This window comes from Pseudomonas sp. YY-1 (genome assembly GCF_002843095.1).
Taxonomy (GTDB): domain Bacteria; phylum Pseudomonadota; class Gammaproteobacteria; order Pseudomonadales; family Pseudomonadaceae; genus Aquipseudomonas; species Aquipseudomonas sediminis_A.
In genome coordinates this window covers 264,048-287,276 of record NZ_PJLX01000006.1, presented here as the reverse complement: position 1 = coordinate 287,276, position 23,229 = coordinate 264,048, and the positions used below count along the sequence as shown (strand labels likewise).

The following is a 23,229-nucleotide window of genomic DNA, read 5'->3' as shown; positions in this document are numbered from 1 at the left end:
CAACTAAGAAAACAGTAAGCGCCAAATTCCACGAATGACCTTGGCGTCCCACTTGCGCACTGGCAGCTCGCTCAGCAACTCGCGCGCGAGGGCCTTGTCACGACTTGAAGCCTTGAGAAACATGGAAATCATGTATTTCAATCTGACATCCGCGTAGGCGGGGTGGTCGGAGAACAAAGCGTATGTCTTCTGCATGTTCTCCACCATGAACCGCAAGTGCTTATACGTGTTGCTCTCGTGCTTGCGGTAATCCGCCAATACGTCCGGCAGAATATCGATCACGTACCCTGCCTTGAGAATACTGAGGCAGATGTACACGTCTTCCAGGCGAATATCCGGATTGAAGCCACCCACGACCTCCAGAGCCTCACGCCTGAACATGAGAGTAGCCGCCTGCGGTCCCGGCTTAAGGTCGAGAAAGTGGTCATCAAAATCCAGACGTCGAAAAGGCAGACGACGCTGTTTCTGCTCCTTGTCCGGCAACGGCATTCCCGAAGCGTCGATGATATCGATATTAGCCGAGCAGATGCCCACTTCAGGCTTGCCCTGCATGTAATCGACCTGAACAGCCAAGCGCTGGGGACGCATGATATCGTCAGAGCCAAAAGGCACGATGAGGCTGCCTTTGCTCCTGACAATCGCTGCATTGAGCGTTCTGCTCAAACCGCAGTTTTGTTGAGCCTGGAAATCAAAGCCATATTCCACTTGAAGGCGAGCGATGCGCTCGACACTGTCATCACTGGAGCCATCGTCGACCACCAGCAGTTCGAAATTGGAATAGGTCTGCCCCATCACACTGCGAATGCTGGCTTCGATATAAGGTGCGTGATTGTAGGAAGCGATGATGACCGAAACGAGTGGCAAATCTCGCTCTGCACAGTCGCCTGGCAACTGATCTGATTCACTCACCTGCACTCTCCATCAACCTATTCAAGAACATTGTCATCACCACTACAGCCGCCGTGCACTGCACGACGGGCCAAAGATGTCACGGAAACAATAACTAGAAGCCCAGCCACGCCAACCAACCCGCTGGTCGCTCAACGGGCCTGAGCGTAGGCTGCATCACCTCGACGATCTTGCGACCGATCTGATTGAAACCATACTGCGCTTCTGCCATTGAGCGGCCGGCTTGCGCAATGCGCTGCGCCAGTTCCGGATCCGATCGCAGCAGGGCCAGTTTTTCCCGCAACTGTTCCACCGTTCGAAACAGCACGACGTTCTGCATGTCGACGAATCCGATGGCCGAGCTCTCCAGTTCACCGTGATCATAGGCAAGCAGCACGCAGCCACAGGCCATGGCCTCGAAGTTCTTGATCATGTATTCGCCCATCCCTACATCCGCACTCACGAAGAAGCGAATACGGTTCAGGGTGTCGCAATATTCCTCGCCGGACTTAGTCTTGGTCACGAGCAGATCCTCGTGCCGACCCAGCTCCTCGAGCAGTTCCTTGCGACCGCTGTACGCCACGCTCTTGGTACTACCGACGAAGCCCAGCTCAATGTCGCGCGTTCGGCCTTGATAAGAGAGCAAGGCCTGGTCGTATCCCTTGGGCACGAAACAGGCATCGAAGCCTTCATCTCGCAGGCGCTTGCTGACCTGGGCGCCCGAGCTGATGATGCGAACCCACGGCATACGCCGATAGTGAATGCTGAACTTCCCTGTGTACTTGCAAGGGATGTAGTTCTGGTAGGCATCGTGCTCCAGAATCACCACATTGGGCAGGGTACGAATGAAGCGCCATTGACGCATTTCTTTCTTGAACCGCAGAAAGAAAAGGATCCGGTCATACCTCGAAACATCAACATGCTCGCGGAAGTAACACTTCAGGTTGGCCTGCTCATCGCTGCTCAGCCAACGAGTGTCGCAACTACTGCACGCATCAGCGATACCGTCATACAGCCGATCCAGTATCGCTCGCTGCTCAGCCTGGACCAGGAAAAGAACGTTCACTGACACACCTCGAAAAAAGCTGCTAACAACCTTGATGAGGCCAACGGCTCATGCGGCCTCCCCCTTTAACACATCCGGTCCATCAGCCACTCGGCAAAGAACCTCTAAGTACCTATTCCGAGATATCCAGCAGTTGGGCCAGATGCTGTCTATGTTGCTTGCTCAATACTCGGCTCCACGGCTGCGCACTTATACTTGCGCCTTGAGGAATAGCTTTGCGTCGCAACTCTTCTGCATATCCACGACCACAAGCCTCCGCATAGACGTCGGCATGCATAACCGACGCGTAATACGCCAGCTTGGCATGGGAACGAACCCGAGAAGGTAGAAACAGGCTTCGCACCCTGAAGTTCAGGCGATGCCACCAAGCAGGCCTGGGCTTGCTCTGCGGAACCTCATGAGAGGCCTGAACCAACTCGTCCGAAAACTTTTCTCCGTGCTGCATGAAAAATGCGCCGATGATATGGCGCCAGTAGTTCTTGCCAGAGAAATAGTGCTTGAGCACACCGACAGACTCAGCCGGTCTCCCCAGATGCCTGGCCGCGACGCCCACGGCGAACTGCTCGATGATATGAATGTCAGGAGCCATCGGATGCATTTCGTCGATCAACGCCAGTGTCTTATCCATGATCTTAGAAGCATCCGCCTGGAATCCCAGAACTCCGGAATTGATCAGCAACATGTTCTGATCCACACAATGGCGATCCGCCAGATGAGGCGCCAGCACATCATGCAGCACCTTGCCTTTGTGCTCTTTCCACACACCTTCGATCTCATCCACTAGCCAAGGAGCGTTCGCCAGGCGTTCGAATAGCGTCAACGGCGAGGACGTGAAGAAGGTATCGGTATCGATGAATATGCTCTGATCGGCATACGCCAAAGCATCGCGAATGGCCGCTGCCTTGCGCCGGTGCAGGTATGACGCTGGCCCGGTCCACTCCTTCAATGTGACCGCATCGAGTTCGATCACCTCCACCGGCCAGTCAGTGAACTGGGCTGGCTCGTCGGTGTAAAGCAGAATCCGGGGACACTTTCCCTGCGCGTGATAGTAAGCCGAGAGAATGCTGTATTTGGCCTCCCGGTGATACTCAGGCTTCCCGCCATAGACTAGATAAACCAACTGCCTGGGTGCACGACCGGGCATCATGCCATCTCCTGAATGAGATGGCGCACACTGGGAAGCGACCAGAAATGCACACACGCAATCGCGTCCGTGAAAAAGCGTTGAACCTGGGTCACGCCATCCTGAGCAAAGCCGGACCGGGATGCCTCGATCAGACGAGCGCTCAGCACTGCATCATCCCCAAGGGGGAACAGGGCCTCGGCAACCCCCAACACCTCCGGAGCACCACCAGACTCCGTTGCCAGCACAGCGACCCCTGCCACCATCGCCTCCAGCAGTACCATGCCAAACGGCTCGTGATCGGACGTCAGGGCGAATACATCGAATGCCTTGAAGTAGCGCCGTCCGCTCGGCACCTGGCCGAGAAAACGCACCGACTCGCTGATGCCCAACTCAGCCGCCAAGACCTTGAGCTGCGCCTCCAGGCGGCCACTGCCCATGATCGCCAGTAGGCTATCAATTGGCAGTTGCGGCAACGCCTGGGCGAAACCGCGAATCAGCGTGGCCTGATCCTTGTCCGGATGCAGACGGCCGACGTTGCCAACCACCCAGGCCTCCTGCGGCAGCCTCAGGTGCTCACGGGCAGCCTCGCGGGATACCTGCTCGGCCTGCACGGCCTCGACATCGATACGGTTGTACAGCGTCTCGATACGCTCGGCCGGCCAGTCAGGCAGACAGGCGCGCATGTCGTCACGCACGGCATTGGAGACGCCGAGCAGCGCCAGGCGCTTGCGAAAGAAGTTGGCAAATAGCTGGCGAGAGCGGCGCTTGTAGTCGCCAAAGGCGTGGTGCACGCCAATCACCGGCAGGTTGCTGCCCAGCAGCGCTACGTAGATCGGCTTGAAACGGTGCGCGATGCACAGGGCGAAGTCGCGCGAGGCGGCGATCCGGCGGAAATCGCGGATGGCACCCAGTTTCAGGCCGCGCACCTGGGCGCTGGAGTAATCGAGGAAGATCACCTCATCCGAGGCCGAACCACGCTCGACCTCGGCACTTGGTTTACCGGTCAGGTAGACCGTACACACCTTGTAGGGCGTATCCCTGAACAGCACGGCGTACTGCCGTGCACAATCCATAAAGGGGCCGTCATAGCCATGGCAGAACTGCAGAACCCAGCGCTGCGATTGGCTAGTAGCCTGCTCAGACGCCGTCATACCAATCCTTGCCGTCCTTGACCACGAGCACATCTTCCATAATGAGGTACTGCAGATCCGAGCCGTAGAACATGTTAAGCGCGTCGGTCGGCGAGCAGATCATCGGCTCGCCACGGCGGTTGAGCGAGGTGTTCAGCGAAACACCGTTGCCGGTGAGCTTCTCCAACTCCAGCATCAGGTCATACCAGCGCGGATTGTACTGGCGCTCCAGCACCTGGGCACGCGAGGTGCCGTCTTCATGCACCACTTCGCTGACGCGCTCCTTCCACTCCTCGTTCACCTCGAAGGTGAAGGTCATGAACGGGCTCGGGTGATCCACCTTGAGCATCTTCGCTGCCACGGTGTCGAGCATGGACGGGCAGAAGGGTCTCCAGCGCTCACGGAACTTGATCTGCTCGTTGATGCGGTCGGCCACGCCCGGAATACTCGGGCAGCCGATGATCGAGCGGCCACCCAAGGCGCGCGGGCCGAACTCCATGCGGCCCTGGAACCAGGCTACCGGGTTGCCGTCGACCATGATTTTTGCGATGCGCTCAGCCGTGTTGTCGATACGTTTGAACACCGGCTGGTTCGGGTGCTTGGCGCAGGCAGCGATGACGTCTTCGTTGCTGTACGAAGGGCCGAGGTAGACGTGCTCCATCTTCTCCACCGGCACGCCACGCTGGTGCGAAACGTAGGCGGCAGCGCCGACGGCGGTGCCGGCATCGCCAGAAGCCGGCTGGACGAACAGCTCCTTGACGTCATCGCGGGCGATGATCTTCTGGTTCAGTTTGACGTTCAACGCGCAGCCGCCAGCGAAGGCGATCTTGCCAGTTTCCTTGAGGATGTCGCCCAGGTAGTACTCCATCATCTGCAGCGCCAGCTTCTCGAACAGCGCCTGCATGCTGGCAGCGTAATGGATGTAAGGGTCGTCAGCGATGTCGCCCTCACGCTTCGGCCCGAGCCATTCGATCAGCTTGGGCGAGAAGTAGTAGCCCTTGCCGTTTTCCTTGTAGCGACGGAAACCGATGACGTTGGCGTATTCGGTGTTGATGATCAGCTCGCCGTTCTCGAACTTGGCCAGACGCGAGAAATCGTACTTGGCGGCATCGCCATAGGGCGCCATACCCATGACCTTGAACTCGCCATCGAGCATCTCGAAACCCAGGTACTCGGTGATCGCACCATAGAGGCCGCCGAGCGAATCCGGATCGTAGAATTCCTTGATCTTGTGGATCTTGCCGTTCTCGCCATAGCCGAAGAAGGTCGTGGCGTACTCGCCCTTGCCGTCGATGCCGAGGATCGCGGTCTTCTCCTTGAAGCCCGAGCAGTGATAGGCGCTGGAGGCGTGCGCCAGGTGGTGTTCGACCGGCTCGATCTTGACCTTCTTCAGGTCGAAGCCGAGTTGCACCAGGCACCACTCGATACGCTTCTTGTAGCGCTTGTAACGGCGGTTACCGAACAGGATCGCATCAAGAGCGCGATCCGGCGCGTAGGCGTAGCGTTTGGCGTACTGCCAACGGGCCTTCTCGAAGATGCTGATGGGGGCGAAGGGAATCGCTACCACGTCGACATCTGAGGGTTTGATCCCGGCTTGCTCCAGGCAGAATTTGGCCGACTCGTAGGGCATGCGGTTCTTCGCATGCTTGTCGCGTACGAAGCGCTCCTCTTCCACAGCCGCGATCAGCTTGCCGTCGATATACAGCGCGGCGGACGGATCGTGACTGAGGGCGCCGGACAGGCCGAGAATGGTCAGTGCCACAGGTAAAGCCTCTAATTCGGGCAGGTGCCAGGCACCTGCGGTAAACGTTGGTCGAGCAACTGGTGCAGAGCGGAATCCGCCGGCCAGTTGCGCAGAAAACGGGCGCGGTCGCGGGCATAGGCCCGGGCGAAACTGCGCGTACTGTGATGCTGCCTCATGGCATCCAGGTCGATCAGCGACCAGGCGCCTTGCGCGTCATCCCAGAACAGATTGTGCCCCTTGAAATCACCGTGGCTGATGCGTTCACGCAGCATCGCTGCGAACAATCGATCCAGCGCCAGCAGCTCGGTTTCCGGGGGCGTTGCCTGCTGGTATGCCTCGAAACGCGCGATTATATCCTGAGCGCCACAATAGTCGGTAATCAGGTAGGCGCGACCGCGCAGCCAACACCAGCGTCGTTCGATCACCGCCAGCGGCGTCGGCGTGGTCAAACCGAGCAGTAGCAGGCGATTGCCTTCGCGCCAGCTATGCCAGGCGCGGCTGGGCCGCCAGAAGCGTTTGAGCCAGTGCAGCCAGTTCTTGACGTTGTAACGCTTGACGACCAGAGGCCGACCGTCCACCTCGACACGTGCCACGGTGGCGGCGCCGCCAGTCTTGTAGATGTGCCCGGCCTCGATGCGAGTGTCCAGATCGGCCAGCAGCGGCTGTAGCGCGGGCTCGGCCTCGCGACGCACCACGCGCAGACAGAAAGCGCCGATACTCGCCGCGAACAGGCTGCAATCGCGTGCGATTTTCTTCAGGTAATCACGAAGACGCCAACGCCGCACCTTGGCTATTTCGGCCCGGAGTATCTCCAGCGGCAACGCATGCTCACCGTTGGCCAGCAGGTAGTGGATCAGCAGCTCTTCGAGAAAGGGATCCAGCTCGGCCGGCAGTTGAGCGAAGAACACGCCGAGGTTTTCCAGCACGCGCGCGCGTGACAGCGGCTGCCCTGGCGTCTCCCAGCGCACGCCGCCGCCGTCGATCAGATACACGCGACCTTCATGCCGCAGCAGGTTGTCCAGATGCAGGTCGGCCTGCCACAGGCCCTGAGCATGCATTTGCCCAATCGCACCCAGCGCCTCGGCCAATACCGTCTGCTGCGCATCACTCAGCAACGGCTCGCGAGCTGCCTGGCGCCAGGCCTCCCAGAGGCTATGCGCACCGTCCAGATAGTCAAACAGTAGCCAGCCACCCTGCCCGTCAGTAAAACCCTGCACCAACAATTCAGGCGTGACCAGTCCTTGCCGAGCCATCAGTTCGGCACCTTCCAGCTCACGCAGGAAATGCCGCTGCGCCTTGCTGCCTACCAGCAACTTGGCCACTACCGGACGTCCCTGCCAATGGGCCTGTGCGACATAACGCTGCCCAGGCAACACACGCAGCACACGCTCCAGTAGCAGCGGCTCACCGTTAATCTGCAGCGTCAGCGGCAGCTCGGGGCTGCGCCCAGCCTCGGCCAGTTCACTCAAGCGCATCAGCGCGCCTCCTTGTGACGCTGACGAGCACCGAGCAGGTGCCACCAGGCGTCAACCTCGGTCACGGCGCCCAGGTAGGCTGTCAGTAATTCGCGGACTTCGGCTTCGCTCCAGACCCTGGCGCGGCGCAGCAGCGGCTCCAGATCCTTGATCCGATCACGCCGCCCCAGCAGCAGCGGCCGGGTCTTCTCCAGGTCGATCAGTTGCGCCTCGACGCCAGCACCCTGCTCACGCAGGAAGATGTGCTTGGGATAAAAACAACCGTGTATCTGCCCGGCCTGATGCAGACGTCGCGCCAGTTCGCCACAGGCGCGCAGGATGCCACCGCGACGCAGCGCATCGAGTTCGTTCCAGCAAGGCAGCCAACTATCCAGATCCTGCCAGCCGTCCAATGCACGGGTCAGTAGAACGGCACGCCGCTCGCCCGGAACTCGACGCTCAGAAAAAAAAGCAGCCTGCAGCGCCGGTATGTTCAGCTCGGCATAACGGCGGATATTGCGAAACTCGCGGGCGAAGGTCGGCTCACCGAAGGGATGCAGCAGGCTACGCGTCAGATGGTTGCTTTGGCGCTTAAGATAGAACGCGCGATCGTCCAGCTCAAGACGATACACACTGCTCCAGCCGCCACGCTCGGTATTGGGCTCGTCCACCGCCTCCAGCTTCAGCGCCCACAGCGCATCGAAACTGGCCAGACCGTGACGTTCGAGCAGCGCCCGATCCTCCATTGCAACGAAGTCGTTCATTCGCGCCCCTCGAAGAACTTCAGAATTTGCAGAATACGCTGCTTGTCGCCGCGACTCAGTCGACTGCGCTGGCGATATTGCAGGTAAAAACGCAGCCGCTGCGTGCGCGACAGATGGTACTTGGCGACCTTGTCGAGACAGGCCAGATCCTTGACGATCCGATAGCGCAGTAACGGCCCCCACCAGAAACTGCCGGTCGGACAATCAATAAAGAACAGCTCGGCTTTCTCGTTGACCAGCAGATTGCGCCACTTCAAATCATTGTGAGTGAAGTGATGGTCGTGCAGCGCACGGGTTCCGTCGGCTAGCTGCTGACTGATACGCGCAACCCACTTTGCATCAGCCAAACGAGGGTCACGTCGATTTGCCATCTCCGCCAAGTCGAGCGTCCCTTCGAGTTCACGAGTCACCAGCGCACCCCGTACGAACGCGCCCCCCCTTCGCTCGAGACCGTGGGCGACGATGGGCGCAGTGGGGATACCCCACTTGGCAAACAACTTGAGGTTCTGCCATTCGGCCTTGACCCTGGGACGCCCCAGATAACGCCGCAAACCCTTGCCGGCGCCCCAGTAGCGCTTGACGTAATAACGTACGCCCAGAAGCTCGACACGAATCACTTCGGACAATGGGTCCTTGGTCAGGCGCTCCCCCTTGAGGGCGAATACGGCCTCGAGCGTACCGAACGCCGCGATCAACTGCGGATCCTGCAGATCGTGTCTCCAGGCCGTCATGCCTGTTTACCTTTCCAACTTGGCAAGGCTTGCACGATCCGGCGCAGCGGAATAAACGGACGCCACACCGTTTTGCCTAACCACTTGAAGCTCAGCATCGGATTGATGACGCTATTGAGTTCGTTAAAGCCTGGGCGCCAGGTGAAATCGCTACGACGGCGGGTAATGGTGAACGTGCGCAACCCCATGAGCGAACCAAGGTGGCCGCCTCCCGAATCATTACTGATGACGACGGAGCAGGTACTCAGAAAATCGACAAGCCCTTTCAGATCATTGAATGCGTGCACGCTGTAGCCTGGGTATGCAGCACTCAACATCTGCTGCTCAGAGGGAATGCCGACGAACTCGACCAGCCACCCCCTGGCGACCAGGCGACGTGCCAAACGGCGAAATCCAGAGCATGAAAAGTTCTTGCTGGCATGCGGCGTCGTGGGAAAGATAGCGATGCGTCGCTCCGCATCTGCGGGTTGGGCAGGCATCGCCTGCAGACCTACAACAGGCTGAGCCAGGTCAAGCTCCAGTATTTCCTCGGCATACAGATCTATCCACTGCACCATGCTCTTGCCAGCCTTGGGATCGCGACAGATGACATTGTGCGCCCCCGCAATCTTGCGCCCTTGCAATAAAACAGGCTGTTGCTCGGGCTTGAACCCACGCGGAAGTTTCTTGCCAGCCAAGTAGGCTACGTTGCTCAGCGGGACATCGACCTGCCAGTCGATAGCGCAGATCACCAGATCGTTGCACGCTGCCAGAGCAACCACATCGGGCTTGCCACCCACGACCTCCAGACCTGGCAAATACTCGCGTATCGAGGCCAGCGAAGCGGAAGCCAGGGAGACCCGTGCACCGGCAGCCAGCAAGCGCCAGGCAAGGCGTATGAACAAAGTGGTGTCTCCGAGCGCCGGGCACGGCACAAGCGCGACCTTCAAACCCGGGGCGATCAGTGTCTTGCTCTCCGACATCTACAGTCGATCTCCATAACGCTGCTTACGCTCATACAGTTTCGCTGCCTTGCGCTCCAGCCAAGTGACCAAGGTCGCTTCCTCGCTCAGCACCTGGCGCAGCGGGCGCTGGAAGTAGGTGCACAGAAAGCGCAGCTTGTCGCGGCGAGTCAGACCGATATCCAGCGCCGAAAAATACAGCGCAGCCAGATCCTTGTCGCGCCAGCGACGAGGCACGGCCGCACGCACCTGCGCACGGTGCAGGTCGATCACCGACAGGCGCAAATCGTTGGCCTGGATCGGCCGGTCGGTATGCAGCAGGAAGTGGCAGATGTAGCAGTCGCGATGATTGACCCCGGCGTGGTGCATGGCGCCGGTCATCCGCGCGACTCGCTCGATCAGCGCCCACTTGAGCGCCGGCTTGGGTGGTTGCTGCGCCCAGTTGAGGCTGAGTTGTTCCAGATCGACGGTAGGAGCCAGCTCTTCGGTGACGATGAACGAGTGCTGGCTCGCCGGGTTACTGCCGCGCTCGCCGTAGGCAACAGCGGTCATGGTCGGCACCCCAGCTTTGGTCAGGCGCTGGATCGCCAGCCACTCCTGCGCAGCACCGAGCACCGGAGCCTTGGCCGTGAGCAGGTTCTTGACGATCTCGCCCCAGCCAATGCCACGGTGGATCTTGACGAAGTAACCGCGCCCATCGACTTCGGTGCGCAGGGTGCGGCGGCCTTCCAGCTCGCGGTAGACCTGGCCCTGCAGCGCTTCGACGGCATCGAAAGCATCGCGACCCGCCCACAGGCTCTTGAAGGGTTCGGCAAGAGTCAGCTTCACGCGCGTCTCTCCGCGAGGATCACATCAGCGGCCTTCTTCGGCATCGAGTACAGGTCAGCGCTGTCGGCATAGGCCAGGCCGTTACGACCCCAGAAGCCGCGCTGCTTCGGATCGGCCAGCATGTCGGCCAAGGTACGATTGAGCTGTTCCTGCTCGAAGGGGCTGGGCAGCACACGACCGCAGTCGGCCTCGGCGATGTAATGCGCGTAGCCGCAGACATCGGTGACCAGCACGGGCAGGCCGGACACCAGAGCCTCCAGCAGCACGGTGCCGGTGTTCTCGTTGTAGGCCGGATGGATCAGCAGGTCAGCGCCGAGCAGAAAACGCGGGATGTCGCTGCGGCCCTTGAGGATCTGCACCTGATCGGACAAACCCAGCGCCTTGATCTGCAGCAGGAAGGGCTTGGGATCGTCCTGGCCGATGGCGATCAGCCGCGTACGCTTGCGCAGCTCGCGTGGCAACGCGGCCAGCGCCTTGAGACTGCGATCCAGACCCTTGGTCTTGAAGCCGGAACCAATCTGCACCAGCAGCAGGTCGTTGTCAGCCAGCTTGAACTCGCGACGGAACTCGGCGCGAATGTCGGCGGCATTGGCCGGGGCACGACGATCCTGGGCGATGCCCGGCGGCAGCAGATGGAAGCGCTGCAGCGGGGTTTTGTAGTGTTTGACGAACAGCGGCTGCTGCACCTCGGAGATCATCAGGATCTCGGTCTTCGACTCCGGCGCGAACACAGCGCGCTCGTACTCGGCGAAGTGCTTGTAGCGGCCCCAGCGACGATAGATCGGGTTACGCAGGGTCTGCGCCTTGTCCTCGAAACAGCCGTCGGCAGCGTAATAAACATCCAGGCCCGGCATCTTGTTGAAGCCGATCACCCGGTCGACCGGGTCGCGCTTCAGGTCAGCCTGCAGCCAGGCGCTGAATTTCTCGTTGCGGCGATGGTTGAACAGCGCACGCACCGGTGCCACGCGCACATCGAAGCCGCCGGGGTTTTCCCCTTCCCAGATTGGCGTGTAGACGCGAATGGCATGGCCACGTGCCTGGCATTCCAGGGCAATACGCAGGAAGTCGCGCTGCAGCCCGCCGAAGGGGAAATATTTGTAGAGAACGAAGGCCAGTTGCATAGCCGCTCCTTAAAGGGTGCCGGGAGGCACGAGCAGCAGCGCCTCCAGTTCCAGGCCAACGCGCTCGGCGCCGAGGCCATCGAAGCAAGGCTTGTCACGGTCACCGCTGCCGGCGCCCGGACCACTGGCGCACAGGTGAATCTGGCTACGGCCATAGGCGCCCACCTTGCCGGGCAACGTCGGGCCATACAGCGAAATATTGGGCACATCCAGCGCAGCGGCCAGGTGGCCGAGGCCGGTGTCGACGGAGACGCAGGCGCTGGCACCGGCGATCACCTTGGCCACGCCGGCAAGATTCAGCTTAGGTAGCACGGCGGCATGCGTGAGACCGGCGGCGATGCGTTCGGCACGCGCCTTCTCCGTCTCGTTGCCCCAGGGCAGGCGCACGGCCCAGCCCAGCTCGTCCATGCGCTCGGCCAGCGCACGCCAATCGGCTTCGGGCCAGTGCTTACTGGCCCAGGTGGTGCCATGCAGGAACACCAAGTACGGCTGCGCGGCGGCATCCATCATCGCCGCACGGTTAAGACCGTAGTCACCGGTGCCGGACGGCAGCGTGTAACCGAGCGCCTTGGCGAACAGCTGGCGCACACGCTCCAGCGCATGCTGATCCTTGGCTACCGCGTAACGGCGGTCGTAGAAACGACTGGCCAGCGGCTCACGTGCCGAATCACGATCCAGCCCCGCCACCGGAGCCGACACATAACGCGTCAGCCAGGCACTCTTGAGCAGGCCCTGGGCATCGATCACCAGATCGTAGCGGGTTTCCCGTAGGCGCTGCTTGAAACGCGCCCATTCACCGCTACTCCAGGTGCGCAGCGGATGCTTGCGCCAGCGGCGAATGGCCACCGGAATCACCTGGGACACCGCCGGATGCCAGGCCGGAATTTCGGCGAAGCCTTCTTCCACCACCCAATCGAAACGAATGCCGGGAATAGCACGCGCCGCGTCGGTCAATGCCGGCAGGGTATGCACCACGTCGCCCAGCGATGAGGTCTTGATGATCAGAACCCGCAAATCAGTCGCCCTCGACCAAGGTCGAGGTTTCGCCGACCAGCCGATCCAGCGCCTCGATCACCGGGCGCGGCTTGAGTTCACGCAGGCAGTTGTAGTGACCAAAACGACAGGTTCGATCAAAGCAGGGACTGCACTCCAACCCCAGGCGAACGATCTCGACGCGATCGGCCAGCGGCGGGGTGAAACCTGGCGAGGTGGAGCCGTAGACCGCCACCAGCGGGCGGTTCAGCGCCGCCGCCACATGCATCAGGCCGGAGTCGTTGGACACCACGGCAGTGGCGGCCGACATCAGGTCGATGGCCTCGGCCAGGCTGGTTTGTCCGGACAGGTTGCTGACTTCCTCGCGCAGGCCGGGAATCAGCCGCATGCGAATGTCTTCGCCGCCGGCATGATCATTCTTCGAGCCAAACAGCCAGACCTGCCAACCCTCGCGGATCTTGATCTCGGCCACCTTGGCGTAATGTTCGGCCGGCCAACGCTTGGCCTCACCGAACTCCGCACCTGGGCACAGCGCCAGCACTGGGCGGTCCAACTGCAGACCGAACTTGCTCAGGGCCGCTGCACGGCTGGACTCATCGATCTGCAAACGCGGCTGTGGATAAGGTTGCGGCAACGCAGCACCTGGCTCATAGGCCAGCGCCATGAAGCGCTCGATCATCAACGGATAGCGGTCTTTATCCAGCGTGCGGATATCGTTGAGCAGACCATAACGCATCTCGCCCTTCCAGCCGGTGCGCTTGGGGATGCCGGCGAACCAGGGCACCAAGGCGGACTTGAGCGAGTTAGGCAAGAGGATCGCCTGGTCGTACTGACCGACCAGCGACTTGCCTATGCGCCGACGCGTGGCCAGGTCGAGCACGCCGTGGCCCAGCGGCAGGCTCAGCGCGGCGCGCACCTCGGGCATACGCTCGAGGATCGGCCGGCTCCAGTCCGGCGCCAGCACGTCGATCTCGCACTCGGGGTGACGCTGTTTCAGACACTGGAACAGCGTCTGCGCCATCACCATGTCGCCTACCCAGCTAGGCCCAACGATAAGTATCTTCATATTCTTTCCAGAAACGACCGGGGAGGCTTTCGCCTCCCCGTCGAGCCTTCGAGGAATCGCTTATTTGACCAGCGTACGCCATTCGGAGTGGCCACTGGTCTTGCCGGTGACCAGATCGAAGTAAGCTTTCTGCAGCTTCTCGGTAACCGGGCCACGGCGGCCGGCACCAATCTTGCGACCATCGACTTCACGAATCGGCGTGACTTCAGCGGCAGTACCGGTGAAGAAAGCCTCGTCGGCGATGTACACCTCATCGCGGGTGATGCGCTTCTCGACCACCTTGATGCCATGCTCTTCAGCCAGGGTCAGGATGGTGCTGCGGGTGATGCCGTTGAGGCAGGAGGTCACTTCCGGGGTGTACACCACGCCGTCCTTGACCAGGAAGATGTTCTCGCCCGAACCTTCGGCCACGTAGCCTTCCGGATCCAGCAGCATTGCTTCGTCGGCGCCACCGGATATGGCTTCCTGCAGGGCCAGCATCGAGTTGATGTAGTTGCCGTTGGCCTTGGCACGGGTCATGGCGATGTTGACGTGGTGGCGGGTGTAGGAGCTGGTGCGCACCTTGATGCCGGCCTCCAGCGCTTCCTCGCCCATGTACGCGCCCCAATGCCAGGCAGCGACGATCACGTGCACTTTCAGGCCTGCGGCGCGCAGGCCCATGCCTTCGCTACCGAAGAACACCATCGGGCGCAGGTAGGCGCTTTCCAGGCCGTTCTCACGCACGGCGGCGCGCTGGGCTTCGTTGATCTCTTCCTTGGTGAAAGGGATCTGCATGTTAAAGATGTGCGCGGAGTCGAACAGACGGTCGGTGTGCGCCTGCAGACGGAAGATCGCAGTGCCGTCCGGGGTGTTGTAGGCGCGTACGCCTTCGAACACGCCCATGCCGTAGTGCAGGGTGTGGGTCAGCACATGGGTGTTGGCTTCGCGCCACGGCACCAGTTTGCCGTCGTACCAGATCACGCCATCACGGTCGGACATCGACATCTTGCCTGCTCCTCAAATTCGCTTCACGGTTCGAACAATTAGGTGGGGCCGCAGCCCCCGTCATTCAACTCAGCCCCAGTTCACGCCACAGGCGCATCACAGCGCGGCGCTCATCCTGGAACTGATCCCCCGGCACCACTCCAGGCTGCTTCTGCAGCGCCTGGCGATGAGCGGCCGAGCGATAGATCTTGTAGACCTCGCGCAGCAAGGCGGCATCCTCGGCGCCCATCAAACCCACCCGCTCCAGACCTTCCAGAATGCGGATGTTATCGGTGAACTCGAGTAGCTGCGGGTGTTGCCACGACCAGGCCAGAGCCGCGTATTGCACCATAAATTCGATATCGACGATACCACCGGCATCCTGCTTCAGATCGAAGGAGGACGTGGCCTCGAAGGCATTCGGCGCCGTACCGGCTGCGGTATTTTTGTTGCCAAGGTTGTCACGCATCTTCGCGCGCATCTCGCTGACCTCGACACGCAGCGCCTCGATATCGCGCTGGCGACCGAGCACCTCGGCGCGCACGCGAGCGAATTCGCCAGCCAGGCGCGAACACCCCACCAGCACCCGCGCACGCACCAGTGCCTGATGTTCCCAGGTCCAGGCCTCGGTTTCCTGATAGCGCTTAAAGGCGCCCAGCGAGCTGACCAGCAGCCCGGCTGCGCCCGATGGTCGCAGGCGCATGTCGACCTCATACAACGCACCAGAGGTGGTCTGGGTGGTCAGCAGGTGAATGATGCGCTGGCCCAGGCGGGTAAAGAACTGCGCACCGTCGATGGGCTTGGCACCATCGGTTTCGGCCTGCGGGTCACCGTCATGGATGAACACCAGATCCAGGTCCGAGCCATGGCCGAACTCCAGGCCGCCTACCTTGCCGTAACCGACAATGATGAAATCCGGATCGCACGGCGTGCCATCGGCACGATAAGGACGGCCATGGCGCTGCACCGTATGCTGCCAGGCCAGCGCCAGCACCTGATCGAGAATCGCCTCGGCCAGCCAGGTCAGATAGTCCGACACCTTCATCAAGGGCAGCGTGCCGGCGATTTCTGATGCGGCCACGCGCAGGCTGTGAGCCAGCTTGAAGTGACGCAGCGCCTCCATCTGCTGCTCCAGGTCTTCCTCGGGAATACGGATCAGCCGCTCGCGCAGCTCGACCGCCAGCTCCGGCGCCAGCGGCGGCGAATATAGCCGCCCCTCGTTGAGCAGCTCGTCGAGCAACAGTGGATAGCGGGCAATCTGCTCGGCGATCCACGGGCTACCTGCGCAAAGACTGATCAGCCGCTCCAGCGCCCCCGGGTTTTCGCTCAAAAGCACCAGATAGGCCGAACGCCGTGCGACCTTTTCCACCAGCGGCAGTACCCGCTCCAGCACCAGATCCGGCTTGTCGTGCTCGACGGTCTGCGCCAGCAGGCGCGGAATAAACGCATCCAGACGCTCACGCCCCAGACGCTGCATGGCGCGCACCTGTGGGCCGTTGCGCAAATCGGCGAGCCGCCGACAAGCCGCCACGGCGTCTACGAAGCCGGCCTCCAGCAGTTGCTGCGCAGCCGCCTCTTCGTCCAGCGCACCCTGCCACAGCGGCAGCCACTCGGCGCCGACGCTGGCCTCGCCAGCATCCGATTCGTCTTCATCAGGATCGGCGATCACTTGCTGGAAGTGCCATTCGATGCGGCCACGCCAATGCATCAGGCGCTCGTGAAAGCTCGCCCAATCGGCGAAGCCCATGATCACCGCCACCCGCGCCTGATCCTGCGCATCGGCCGGCAGCATCTGCGTCTGCCGGTCACCGATGCCTTGCAGGGCATGCTCGGTATAACGCAGAAACTCATAACCTTCCTTCATCTCCGCAACCACTGCCGGAGGCAGGTAGCCCTGCCCCTCCAGCGTACCCAGCACCTTGAGCAGCGGGCGCTGCTGCAGACTGAGGTCGCGCCCACCGTGGATCAGCTGGAAGGCCTGAGCGATGAACTCGATCTCACGGATACCGCCGGCACCGAGCTTGATGTTCTCGCTCATGCCCTTGCGCCGCACCTCCTGCTGGATCAGCAGCTTCATCGCGCGCAGCGCTTCGATGGCGGAAAAGTCCAGATAACGGCGATAGACGAAGGGCCGCAGCATTTCCAGCAACTCGGAACCCGCCTTCTGATCGCCCCCCACTACGCGCGCCTTGATCATCGCGTAGCGCTCCCAGTCGCGCCCTTGGTCCTGGTAGTACTGCTCCAGTGCATTGAAGCTGAATACCAGCGCACCGCTGGAGCCATAGGGGCGCAAGCGCATGTCGGTGCGAAAGACGAAACCGTCGACGGTGATCGCATCCAGCGCCTTGATCAGCTTCTGCCCCAGACGAATGAAGAATTCCTGGTTATCCAGCGGGCGCTTGACGCCCTCGGTCTCACCGCCTTCGGGATAGCCGAAGATCAGGTCGATATCCGAAGACAGGTTGAGCTCATGCGCGCCGAGCTTGCCCATGCCGAGGATGACCATGTGCTGCGCCTGACCGGTGCGTCGCCCGACCGGCGTGCCGAACTGCGTGCAGTGGCGCGGATAGAGCCAGTGATAGGCAAGATCGATGCAGGCATCGGCAAGATCGGAGAGGTCGCGGCAGGTCTCCGCCAGCGCCGCCTGGCGACTGAAATCGCGCCAGATGATGCGCAACTGCTGGCGATTACGAAAACGCCGCAGACAACGCCCCAGCGCATCTTCGTCGCCACATTCGGCCAATTGCGCCTCCAACTGCTGACGCAGTTCGCCTGGCGCCAGGCTGCGCTCCAACTCACCTGATTCGGCCAACGCCACGAACATCTGCGGGTCACGCTGAGCCTGCTCGGCAACGAAGTCGCTCAAGGCCGACACCTGCCGCCAGGCATCGCGTCGCTCCTGCGGCCAAGCTGCAACGCGAGCAGCCAGCCCCTCATGCTCGGTAAACGCAGCGTGCAGCGACTGCTCGGCTCGCTCGGCCAGGGGGATCAGAGAAGGGGGCAACTCGACCAGCAACGGCAGGCTCATGGTCTATCCTTTTGGCGGACTGCCGGACGCACGGCGCGAACGCCCGGAGCCCCGCTCCTGCGGGGCACATGCGGCCGGCAGTGCCGCGGATTGTAGTTTTACTACGAAAGAATTGTATCCAGAGGGCTGAATCCGTCGTCGAAATGTAGTAAAACTACATACAGCCGGTCCTACCCCCGGTAAATCCAAGAATTTCAACTCGCCCGCCCAAAAAGCCGGCGAGACTCAACTGGCCTCCGATTCTGGAAGCCTTTCCGCCCTGGAGCAAGCCATGCAAGACCTCGATCCGATCGAAACCCAGGAATGGCTGGACGCCCTTGAATCCGTCCTCGACCGTGAGGGTGAAGACCGTGCCCATTACCTGATGACCCGTCTGGGCGAGCTGGCCACCCGTAGCGGTGCGCAACTGCCCTACGCGATCACCACGCCTTACCGCAACAGCATCCCGGTAACCCATGAAGCTCGCATGCCCGGCGACCTGTTCATGGAACGCCGTATCCGCTCGCTGGTGCGCTGGAACGCCCTGGCCATGGTGATGCGCACCAACCTGGACGACCCGGATCTGGGCGGCCACATTTCCAGCTTCGCCTCCTCCGCGACGCTGTACGACATCGGTTTCAACTACTTCTTCCAGGCCCCGACCGAAGAACACGGCGGCGACCTGGTGTTCTATCAGGGCCACGCCAGCCCCGGCGTCTACGCCCGCGCCTTCATGGAAGGTCGCATCAGCGAAGACCAGATGAAGAACTTCCGCCGCGAAGTGGACGGCAAAGGTCTGTCGTCCTACCCGCACCCCTGGCTGATGCCGGACTTCTGGCAGTTCCCCACCGTTTCCATGGGGCTGGGCCCGATCCAGGCGATCTACCAGGCGCGCTTCATGAAGTACCTGGAAGCGCGCGGCTTCATCCCGGCCGGCAAGCAGAAAGTCTGGTGCTTCATGGGCGACGGCGAGTGCGACGAGCCGGAATCCCTCGGTGCCATCTCCCTGGCCGGCCGCGAGAAGCTGGACAACCTGATCTTCGTCATCAACTGCAACCTGCAGCGCCTCGACGGCCCGGTACGCGGTAACGGCAAGATCATCCAGGAACTCGAAGGCGTATTCCGCGGTGCCCAGTGGAACGTCAACAAAGTGGTCTGGGGTCGCTTCTGGGATCCACTGTTCGCCAAGGACAAGGACGGTGCCCTGCAGCGCCGCATGGACGAAGTGGTCGACGGTGAATACCAGAACTACAAGGCCAAAGACGGCGCCTACGTTCGCGAAAACTTCTTCAACACCCCGGAGCTCAAGGAGATGGTCAAGGATCTCTCCGACGACGAGATCTGGAAGCTCAACCGTGGCGGCCACGACCCGTACAAGGTCTACGCGGCCTACCACCAGGCCGTGAACCACAGCGGCCAGCCGACCGTGATCCTGGCCAAGACAATCAAGGGCTACGGTACCGGCGCCGGTGAAGCGAAGAACACCGCGCACAACACCAAGAAGGTCGATGTCGACAGCCTGCGTCAGTTCCGCGACCGCTTCGATATCCCGGTCAAGGACGAGGAGCTGGAAAACCTGCCCTTCGTCAAGCCGGAGCCAGGCAGCCCCGAGTACAAGTACCTGCACGAGCGCCGCAACGCGCTGGGTGGCTTCGTACCGCAGCGTCGCCAGCAGAGCTTCAGCATCCCGACCCCGCCGCTGGATACCCTCAAGGCCATCCTCGACGGCTCGGGCGACCGCGAAATCTCCACCACCATGGCTTTCGTGCGCATCCTCGCGCAGCTGGTCAAGGACAAGGAACTCGGCCAGCGCATCGTCCCGATCATCCCGGACGAAGCCCGTACCTTCGGTATGGAAGGCATGTTCCGTCAGCTCGGCATCTACTCCTCGGTCGGCCAGCTGTACGAGCCGGTCGATAAAGACCAAGTGATGTTCTACAAAGAGGACAAGAAAGGTCAGATCCTCGAGGAAGGCATCAACGAAGCCGGCGCCATGAGCTCCTTCATCGCCGCTGGTACTTCGTACTCCTGCCACAACCAGCCGATGCTGCCGTTCTACATCTTCTACTCGATGTTCGGCTTCCAGCGTATCGGTGACCTGGCCTGGGCCGCTGGCGACAGCCGCACCCGTGGTTTCCTGATCGGCGGTACCGCCGGCCGTACCACCCTCAACGGTGAAGGCCTGCAGCACGAAGACGGTCACAGCCACATGCTGGCAGCGACCATCCCCAACTGCCGCACCTACGACCCGACCTACGGCTACGAGCTCGCGGTGATCATCCGCGAAGGCATTCGCCAGATGGCCGAAGAGCAGCAGGACATCTTCTACTACATCACCGTGATGAACGAGTCGTACCAGCAGCCGGCCATGCCGCAAGGCGTGGAAGACGGCATCATCAAGGGTATGTACCTGCTCGAGGAAGACAAGAAGGAAGCCGCGCACCACGTGCAACTGCTGGGTTCCGGCACCATCCTGCGTGAAGTCGTCGAGGCGGCGAAGATCCTGCGCGACGAGTTCAACATCGGCGCCGATGTGTGGAGCGTCACCAGCTTCAACGAACTGCGTCGCGACGGCCTGGCCGTGGAGCGCAGCAACCGCCTGCACCCGGGCCAGAAGCCCAAGCAGACCTACATCGAGCAGTGCCTGGGCGGCCGCAAGGGCCCGGTCATCGCTTCTACCGACTACATGAAGCTGTTCGCCGAGCAGGTTCGTCAGTGGGTTCCGAGCAAGGAATACAAGGTCCTGGGCACCGACGGCTTCGGCCGCAGCGACAGCCGCAAGCAGCTGCGCCACTTCTTCGAAGTGGATCGCAACTGGGTCGTGCTGGCCGCCCTGGAAGCCCTGGTAGACCGTGGCGAGATCGAAGCCAAGGTGCTGGCTGACGCCATCGCCAAGTTCGGCATCGATGCCGACAAAGCCAACCCCCTGGACTGCTGAGGAGCGTAGCGATGAGTGAATTGATTCGCGTACCCGACCTCGGCGGTGAAGGCGAGGTGATTGAACTGCTGGTGAAGGTCGGCGACCGTGTCGAAGCCGACCAGAGCGTACTGACCCTGGAGTCCGACAAGGCCTCCATGGAAGTACCCTCGCCCAAAGCCGGCGTGATCAAGGAAATCAAGGTCAAGATCGGTGACCGCCTGAAAGAAGGCGACGAGCTGCTGGTGCTGGAAGTCGAAGGGGCCGCCGAAGCGGCGCCTGCGCCGAAAGCCGAAGCCGCACCTGCCGAAGCGCCGAAAGCCGCCGCTCCGGCGGCGGCTCCTGCCGCTGCCGCGACCAGCAGCAGCGTGCAGGATNGGCGGCTCCTGCCGCTGCCGCGACCAGCAGCAGCGTGCAGGATGTGCACGTGCCGGATATCGGCACCGACGGCAAGGTCAAGGTCATCGAAGTCATGGTCAAGGTGGGTGACACCATCGAAGCCGACCAGTCGCTGATTACCCTGGAGTCCGACAAGGCCTCCATGGAAATCCCTTCGCCGGCTGCCGGCGTGGTGGAAGAAGTGCTGGTCAAGCTGGACGCCGAAGTCGGCACCGGCGACCTGATCCTCAAGCTGCGCACCGCCGGTGGTGCAACCGCCAGCGCTGCACCGGCTCAAGCGGCTGCCCCTGCTGCTGCGCCAGCCGCCGCACCTGCTCCTGCTGCCGCAGCCCCGGCTGCTGCTTCGGTGCAGGACGTGCACGTGCCGGATATCGGCACCGACGGCAAGGTCAAGGTCATCGAAGTCATGGTCAAGGCCGGTGACAGCATCGAAGCCGACCAGTCGCTGATCACCCTGGAGTCCGACAAGGCCTCCATGGAAATCCCTTCGCCGGCTGCCGGCGTGGTGGAAGAAGTGCTGGTCAAGCTGGACGCCGAAGTCGGCACCGGCGACCTGATCCTCAAGCTGCGCACCGCCGGTGGTGCAACCGCCAGCGCTGCACCGGCTCAAGCGGCTGCCCCTGCTGCTGCGCCAGCCGCCGCACCTGCTCCTGCTGCCGCAGCCCCGGCTGCTGCTTCGGTGCAGGACGTGCACGTGCCGGATATCGGCACCGACGGCAAGGTCAAGGTCATCGAAGTCATGGTCAAGGCCGGTGACAGCATCGAAGCCGACCAGTCGCTGATCACCCTGGAGTCCGACAAGGCCTCCATGGAAATCCCCTCGCCGGCTGCCGGCGTGGTGGAAGAAGTGCTGGTCAAGCTGGACGCCGAAGTCGGCACCGGTGATCTGATTCTCAAGCTCAAGGTAGCGGGTGCTGCACCGGCCGCCGTGCCAGCGCAAGCCAGTCAGCAAGTGCACCGCGTACCGGAAGGTGCCGCACCGGAAGTGGCCGCTGAAGTACGCGCCATCGCCTCACTGTCGGCTGCTGCTGCCGAAGTCGCCAACGCACCCAAGCGCGATGGTGCCAAGGTGCATGCCGGCCCTGCCGTGCGTCAGCTGGCCCGTGACTTCGGTGTGGAACTGGCGGATATCGCCGGTACCGGCCCGAAAGGTCGTATCCTCAAGGAAGACGTGCAGGTGTACGTCAAGGCGATGATGCACAAAGCCAAGGCCGCACCGCAGGCGACTGCAGCCGCTGCCACTGGCGGCGCCGGCATCCCGCCGATCCCGACCGTGGACTTCAGCAAGTTCGGCGAAATCGAAGAAGTGGCGATGACCCGCCTGATGCAGGTCGGCGCTGCCAACCTGCACCGCAGCTGGCTCAACGTGCCGCACGTGACCCAGTTCGATTCGGCCGACATCACCGACCTGGAAGCCTTCCGCGTCGCGCAGAAGGCCGTGGCCGAGAAGGCTGGCGTCAAGCTGACCGTACTGCCGCTGCTGCTCAAGGCCTGCGCTCACCTGCTCAAGGAACTGCCGGACTTCAACAGTTCGCTGGCCCCGAGCGGCAAGGCGATCATCCGCAAGAAGTACGTGCATGTCGGCTTCGCCGTCGATACGCCGGACGGCCTGCTGGTGCCGGTGATCAAGAACGTCGATCAGAAGAGCCTGCTACAACTGGCCGCTGAAGCCGCCGCTCTGGCGGAGAAAGCGCGCAGCAAGAAACTGTCGGCTGACGACATGCAGGGCGCTTGCTTCACCATCTCCAGCCTCGGCCACATCGGCGGCACCGGCTTCACGCCGATCGTCAATGCGCCGGAAGTGGCAATTCTCGGTGTCAGCAAAGCCACCATCCAGCCGGTCTGGGATGGCAAGGCCTTCCAGCCCAAGCTGATGCTGCCGCTGTCGCTGTCCTACGACCACCGGGTGATCAACGGCGCGGCTGCCGCACGCTTCACTCAGCGTCTGTCGCAGCTGCTGGCCGATATCCGCACCATCCTGCTGTAAATCGTTTCGAGCACGCCACGCTCGCATCCTCAACCCCGTCTGCTTAGGCGGGGTTTTTTTTGCCTGTCTTCTGCCTGAAACGTCCGCTCGCGCCGAGGACGCCG

The 23,229-nt window shown here is 61.8% G+C and carries 18 protein-coding genes; 3 read left to right on the top strand and 15 right to left on the bottom strand.

The window, feature by feature from the left end:
• Positions 1–3: 3 nt before the first annotated feature.
• The 15 genes from CXP40_RS11375 to glnE form a co-directional block, all read right to left on the bottom strand.
• Positions 4–909 carry a glycosyltransferase gene (locus CXP40_RS11375; protein ID WP_305882000.1) on the bottom strand — a complete coding sequence of 302 codons (906 nt, stop codon included), beginning with the start codon at positions 907–909 and terminating at the stop codon, positions 4–6.
• Positions 910–1,003: 94 nt separating this feature from the next.
• Positions 1,004–1,954, bottom strand: a complete 951-nt coding sequence (locus CXP40_RS11370) for a glycosyltransferase (RefSeq protein WP_106733786.1) — start codon at positions 1,952–1,954, stop codon at positions 1,004–1,006.
• 112 nt (positions 1,955–2,066) lie between these two features.
• On the bottom strand, positions 2,067–3,101 hold the full coding sequence (locus CXP40_RS11365) for a hypothetical protein (RefSeq protein ID WP_106733785.1): 1,035 nt from the start codon (positions 3,099–3,101) through the stop codon (positions 2,067–2,069).
• Positions 3,098–4,231 carry a glycosyltransferase gene (locus CXP40_RS11360; protein WP_106733784.1) on the bottom strand — a complete coding sequence of 378 codons (1,134 nt, stop codon included), beginning with the start codon at positions 4,229–4,231 and terminating at the stop codon, positions 3,098–3,100. Before CXP40_RS11360 ends, CXP40_RS11365 begins: the two co-directional genes overlap by 4 nt.
• A complete protein-coding gene (locus CXP40_RS11355) occupies positions 4,218–5,972 on the bottom strand; it encodes a carbamoyltransferase (protein ID WP_106733783.1) in 1,755 nt (584 codons plus the stop codon). Before CXP40_RS11355 ends, CXP40_RS11360 begins: the two co-directional genes overlap by 14 nt.
• An 11-nt stretch (positions 5,973–5,983) precedes the next feature.
• Positions 5,984–7,429 carry a lipopolysaccharide kinase InaA family protein gene (locus CXP40_RS11350; RefSeq protein ID WP_106733782.1) on the bottom strand — a complete coding sequence of 482 codons (1,446 nt, stop codon included), beginning with the start codon at positions 7,427–7,429 and terminating at the stop codon, positions 5,984–5,986.
• Positions 7,429–8,172 (bottom strand): lipopolysaccharide kinase InaA family protein, encoded by a 744-nt coding sequence (locus CXP40_RS11345; RefSeq protein WP_106733781.1) that lies wholly within the window; start codon positions 8,170–8,172, stop codon positions 7,429–7,431. Before CXP40_RS11345 ends, CXP40_RS11350 begins: the two co-directional genes overlap by 1 nt.
• Entirely contained in the window at positions 8,169–8,903 is a 735-nt protein-coding gene (locus CXP40_RS11340; protein ID WP_106733780.1) for a lipopolysaccharide kinase InaA family protein, read from the bottom strand. The genes CXP40_RS11345 and CXP40_RS11340 overlap by 4 nt, the downstream gene beginning before the upstream one ends.
• The gene (locus CXP40_RS11335) at positions 8,900–9,865 is read right to left on the bottom strand and encodes a glycosyltransferase family 9 protein (protein WP_106733779.1); all 966 of its coding nucleotides are present in this window, start codon (positions 9,863–9,865) and stop codon (positions 8,900–8,902) included. The genes CXP40_RS11340 and CXP40_RS11335 overlap by 4 nt, the downstream gene beginning before the upstream one ends.
• Entirely contained in the window at positions 9,866–10,672 is an 807-nt protein-coding gene (rfaP, locus tag CXP40_RS11330) for a lipopolysaccharide core heptose(I) kinase RfaP (RefSeq protein WP_106733778.1), read from the bottom strand.
• Entirely contained in the window at positions 10,669–11,793 is a 1,125-nt protein-coding gene (locus CXP40_RS11325) for a glycosyltransferase family 4 protein (protein ID WP_106733777.1), read from the bottom strand. The genes rfaP and CXP40_RS11325 overlap by 4 nt, the downstream gene beginning before the upstream one ends.
• A 9-nt stretch (positions 11,794–11,802) precedes the next feature.
• Complete coding sequence (rfaC, locus tag CXP40_RS11320) at positions 11,803–12,807, bottom strand: lipopolysaccharide heptosyltransferase RfaC (protein WP_106733776.1); 1,005 nt, start codon at positions 12,805–12,807, stop codon at positions 11,803–11,805.
• A 1-nt stretch (position 12,808) separates the two neighbouring features.
• Positions 12,809–13,852 (bottom strand): lipopolysaccharide heptosyltransferase II, encoded by a 1,044-nt coding sequence (waaF, locus tag CXP40_RS11315; RefSeq protein ID WP_106733775.1) that lies wholly within the window; start codon positions 13,850–13,852, stop codon positions 12,809–12,811.
• A 60-nt stretch (positions 13,853–13,912) separates the two neighbouring features.
• A complete protein-coding gene (locus tag CXP40_RS11310) occupies positions 13,913–14,836 on the bottom strand; it encodes a branched-chain amino acid transaminase (protein ID WP_106733774.1) in 924 nt (307 codons plus the stop codon).
• A 64-nt stretch (positions 14,837–14,900) separates the two neighbouring features.
• Positions 14,901–17,843 carry a bifunctional [glutamate--ammonia ligase]-adenylyl-L-tyrosine phosphorylase/[glutamate--ammonia-ligase] adenylyltransferase gene (gene glnE, locus CXP40_RS11305; RefSeq protein WP_106733773.1) on the bottom strand — a complete coding sequence of 981 codons (2,943 nt, stop codon included), beginning with the start codon at positions 17,841–17,843 and terminating at the stop codon, positions 14,901–14,903.
• Between the two features lie 271 nt (positions 17,844–18,114).
• Between glnE and aceE the strand changes: the two genes are divergently transcribed.
• From aceE to aceF, 3 genes are all read left to right on the top strand, one after another.
• Entirely contained in the window at positions 18,115–20,760 is a 2,646-nt protein-coding gene (gene aceE / locus CXP40_RS11300) for a pyruvate dehydrogenase (acetyl-transferring), homodimeric type (protein WP_106733772.1), read from the top strand.
• 11 nt (positions 20,761–20,771) lie between these two features.
• A complete protein-coding gene (locus CXP40_RS11295; protein ID WP_371916948.1) occupies positions 20,772–21,254 on the top strand; it encodes a biotin/lipoyl-containing protein in 483 nt (160 codons plus the stop codon).
• Complete coding sequence (gene aceF, locus CXP40_RS11290; RefSeq protein WP_256579280.1) at positions 21,161–23,125, top strand: pyruvate dehydrogenase complex dihydrolipoyllysine-residue acetyltransferase; 1,965 nt, start codon at positions 21,161–21,163, stop codon at positions 23,123–23,125. Before CXP40_RS11295 ends, aceF begins: the two co-directional genes overlap by 94 nt.
• Positions 23,126–23,229 lie beyond the last annotated feature (104 nt).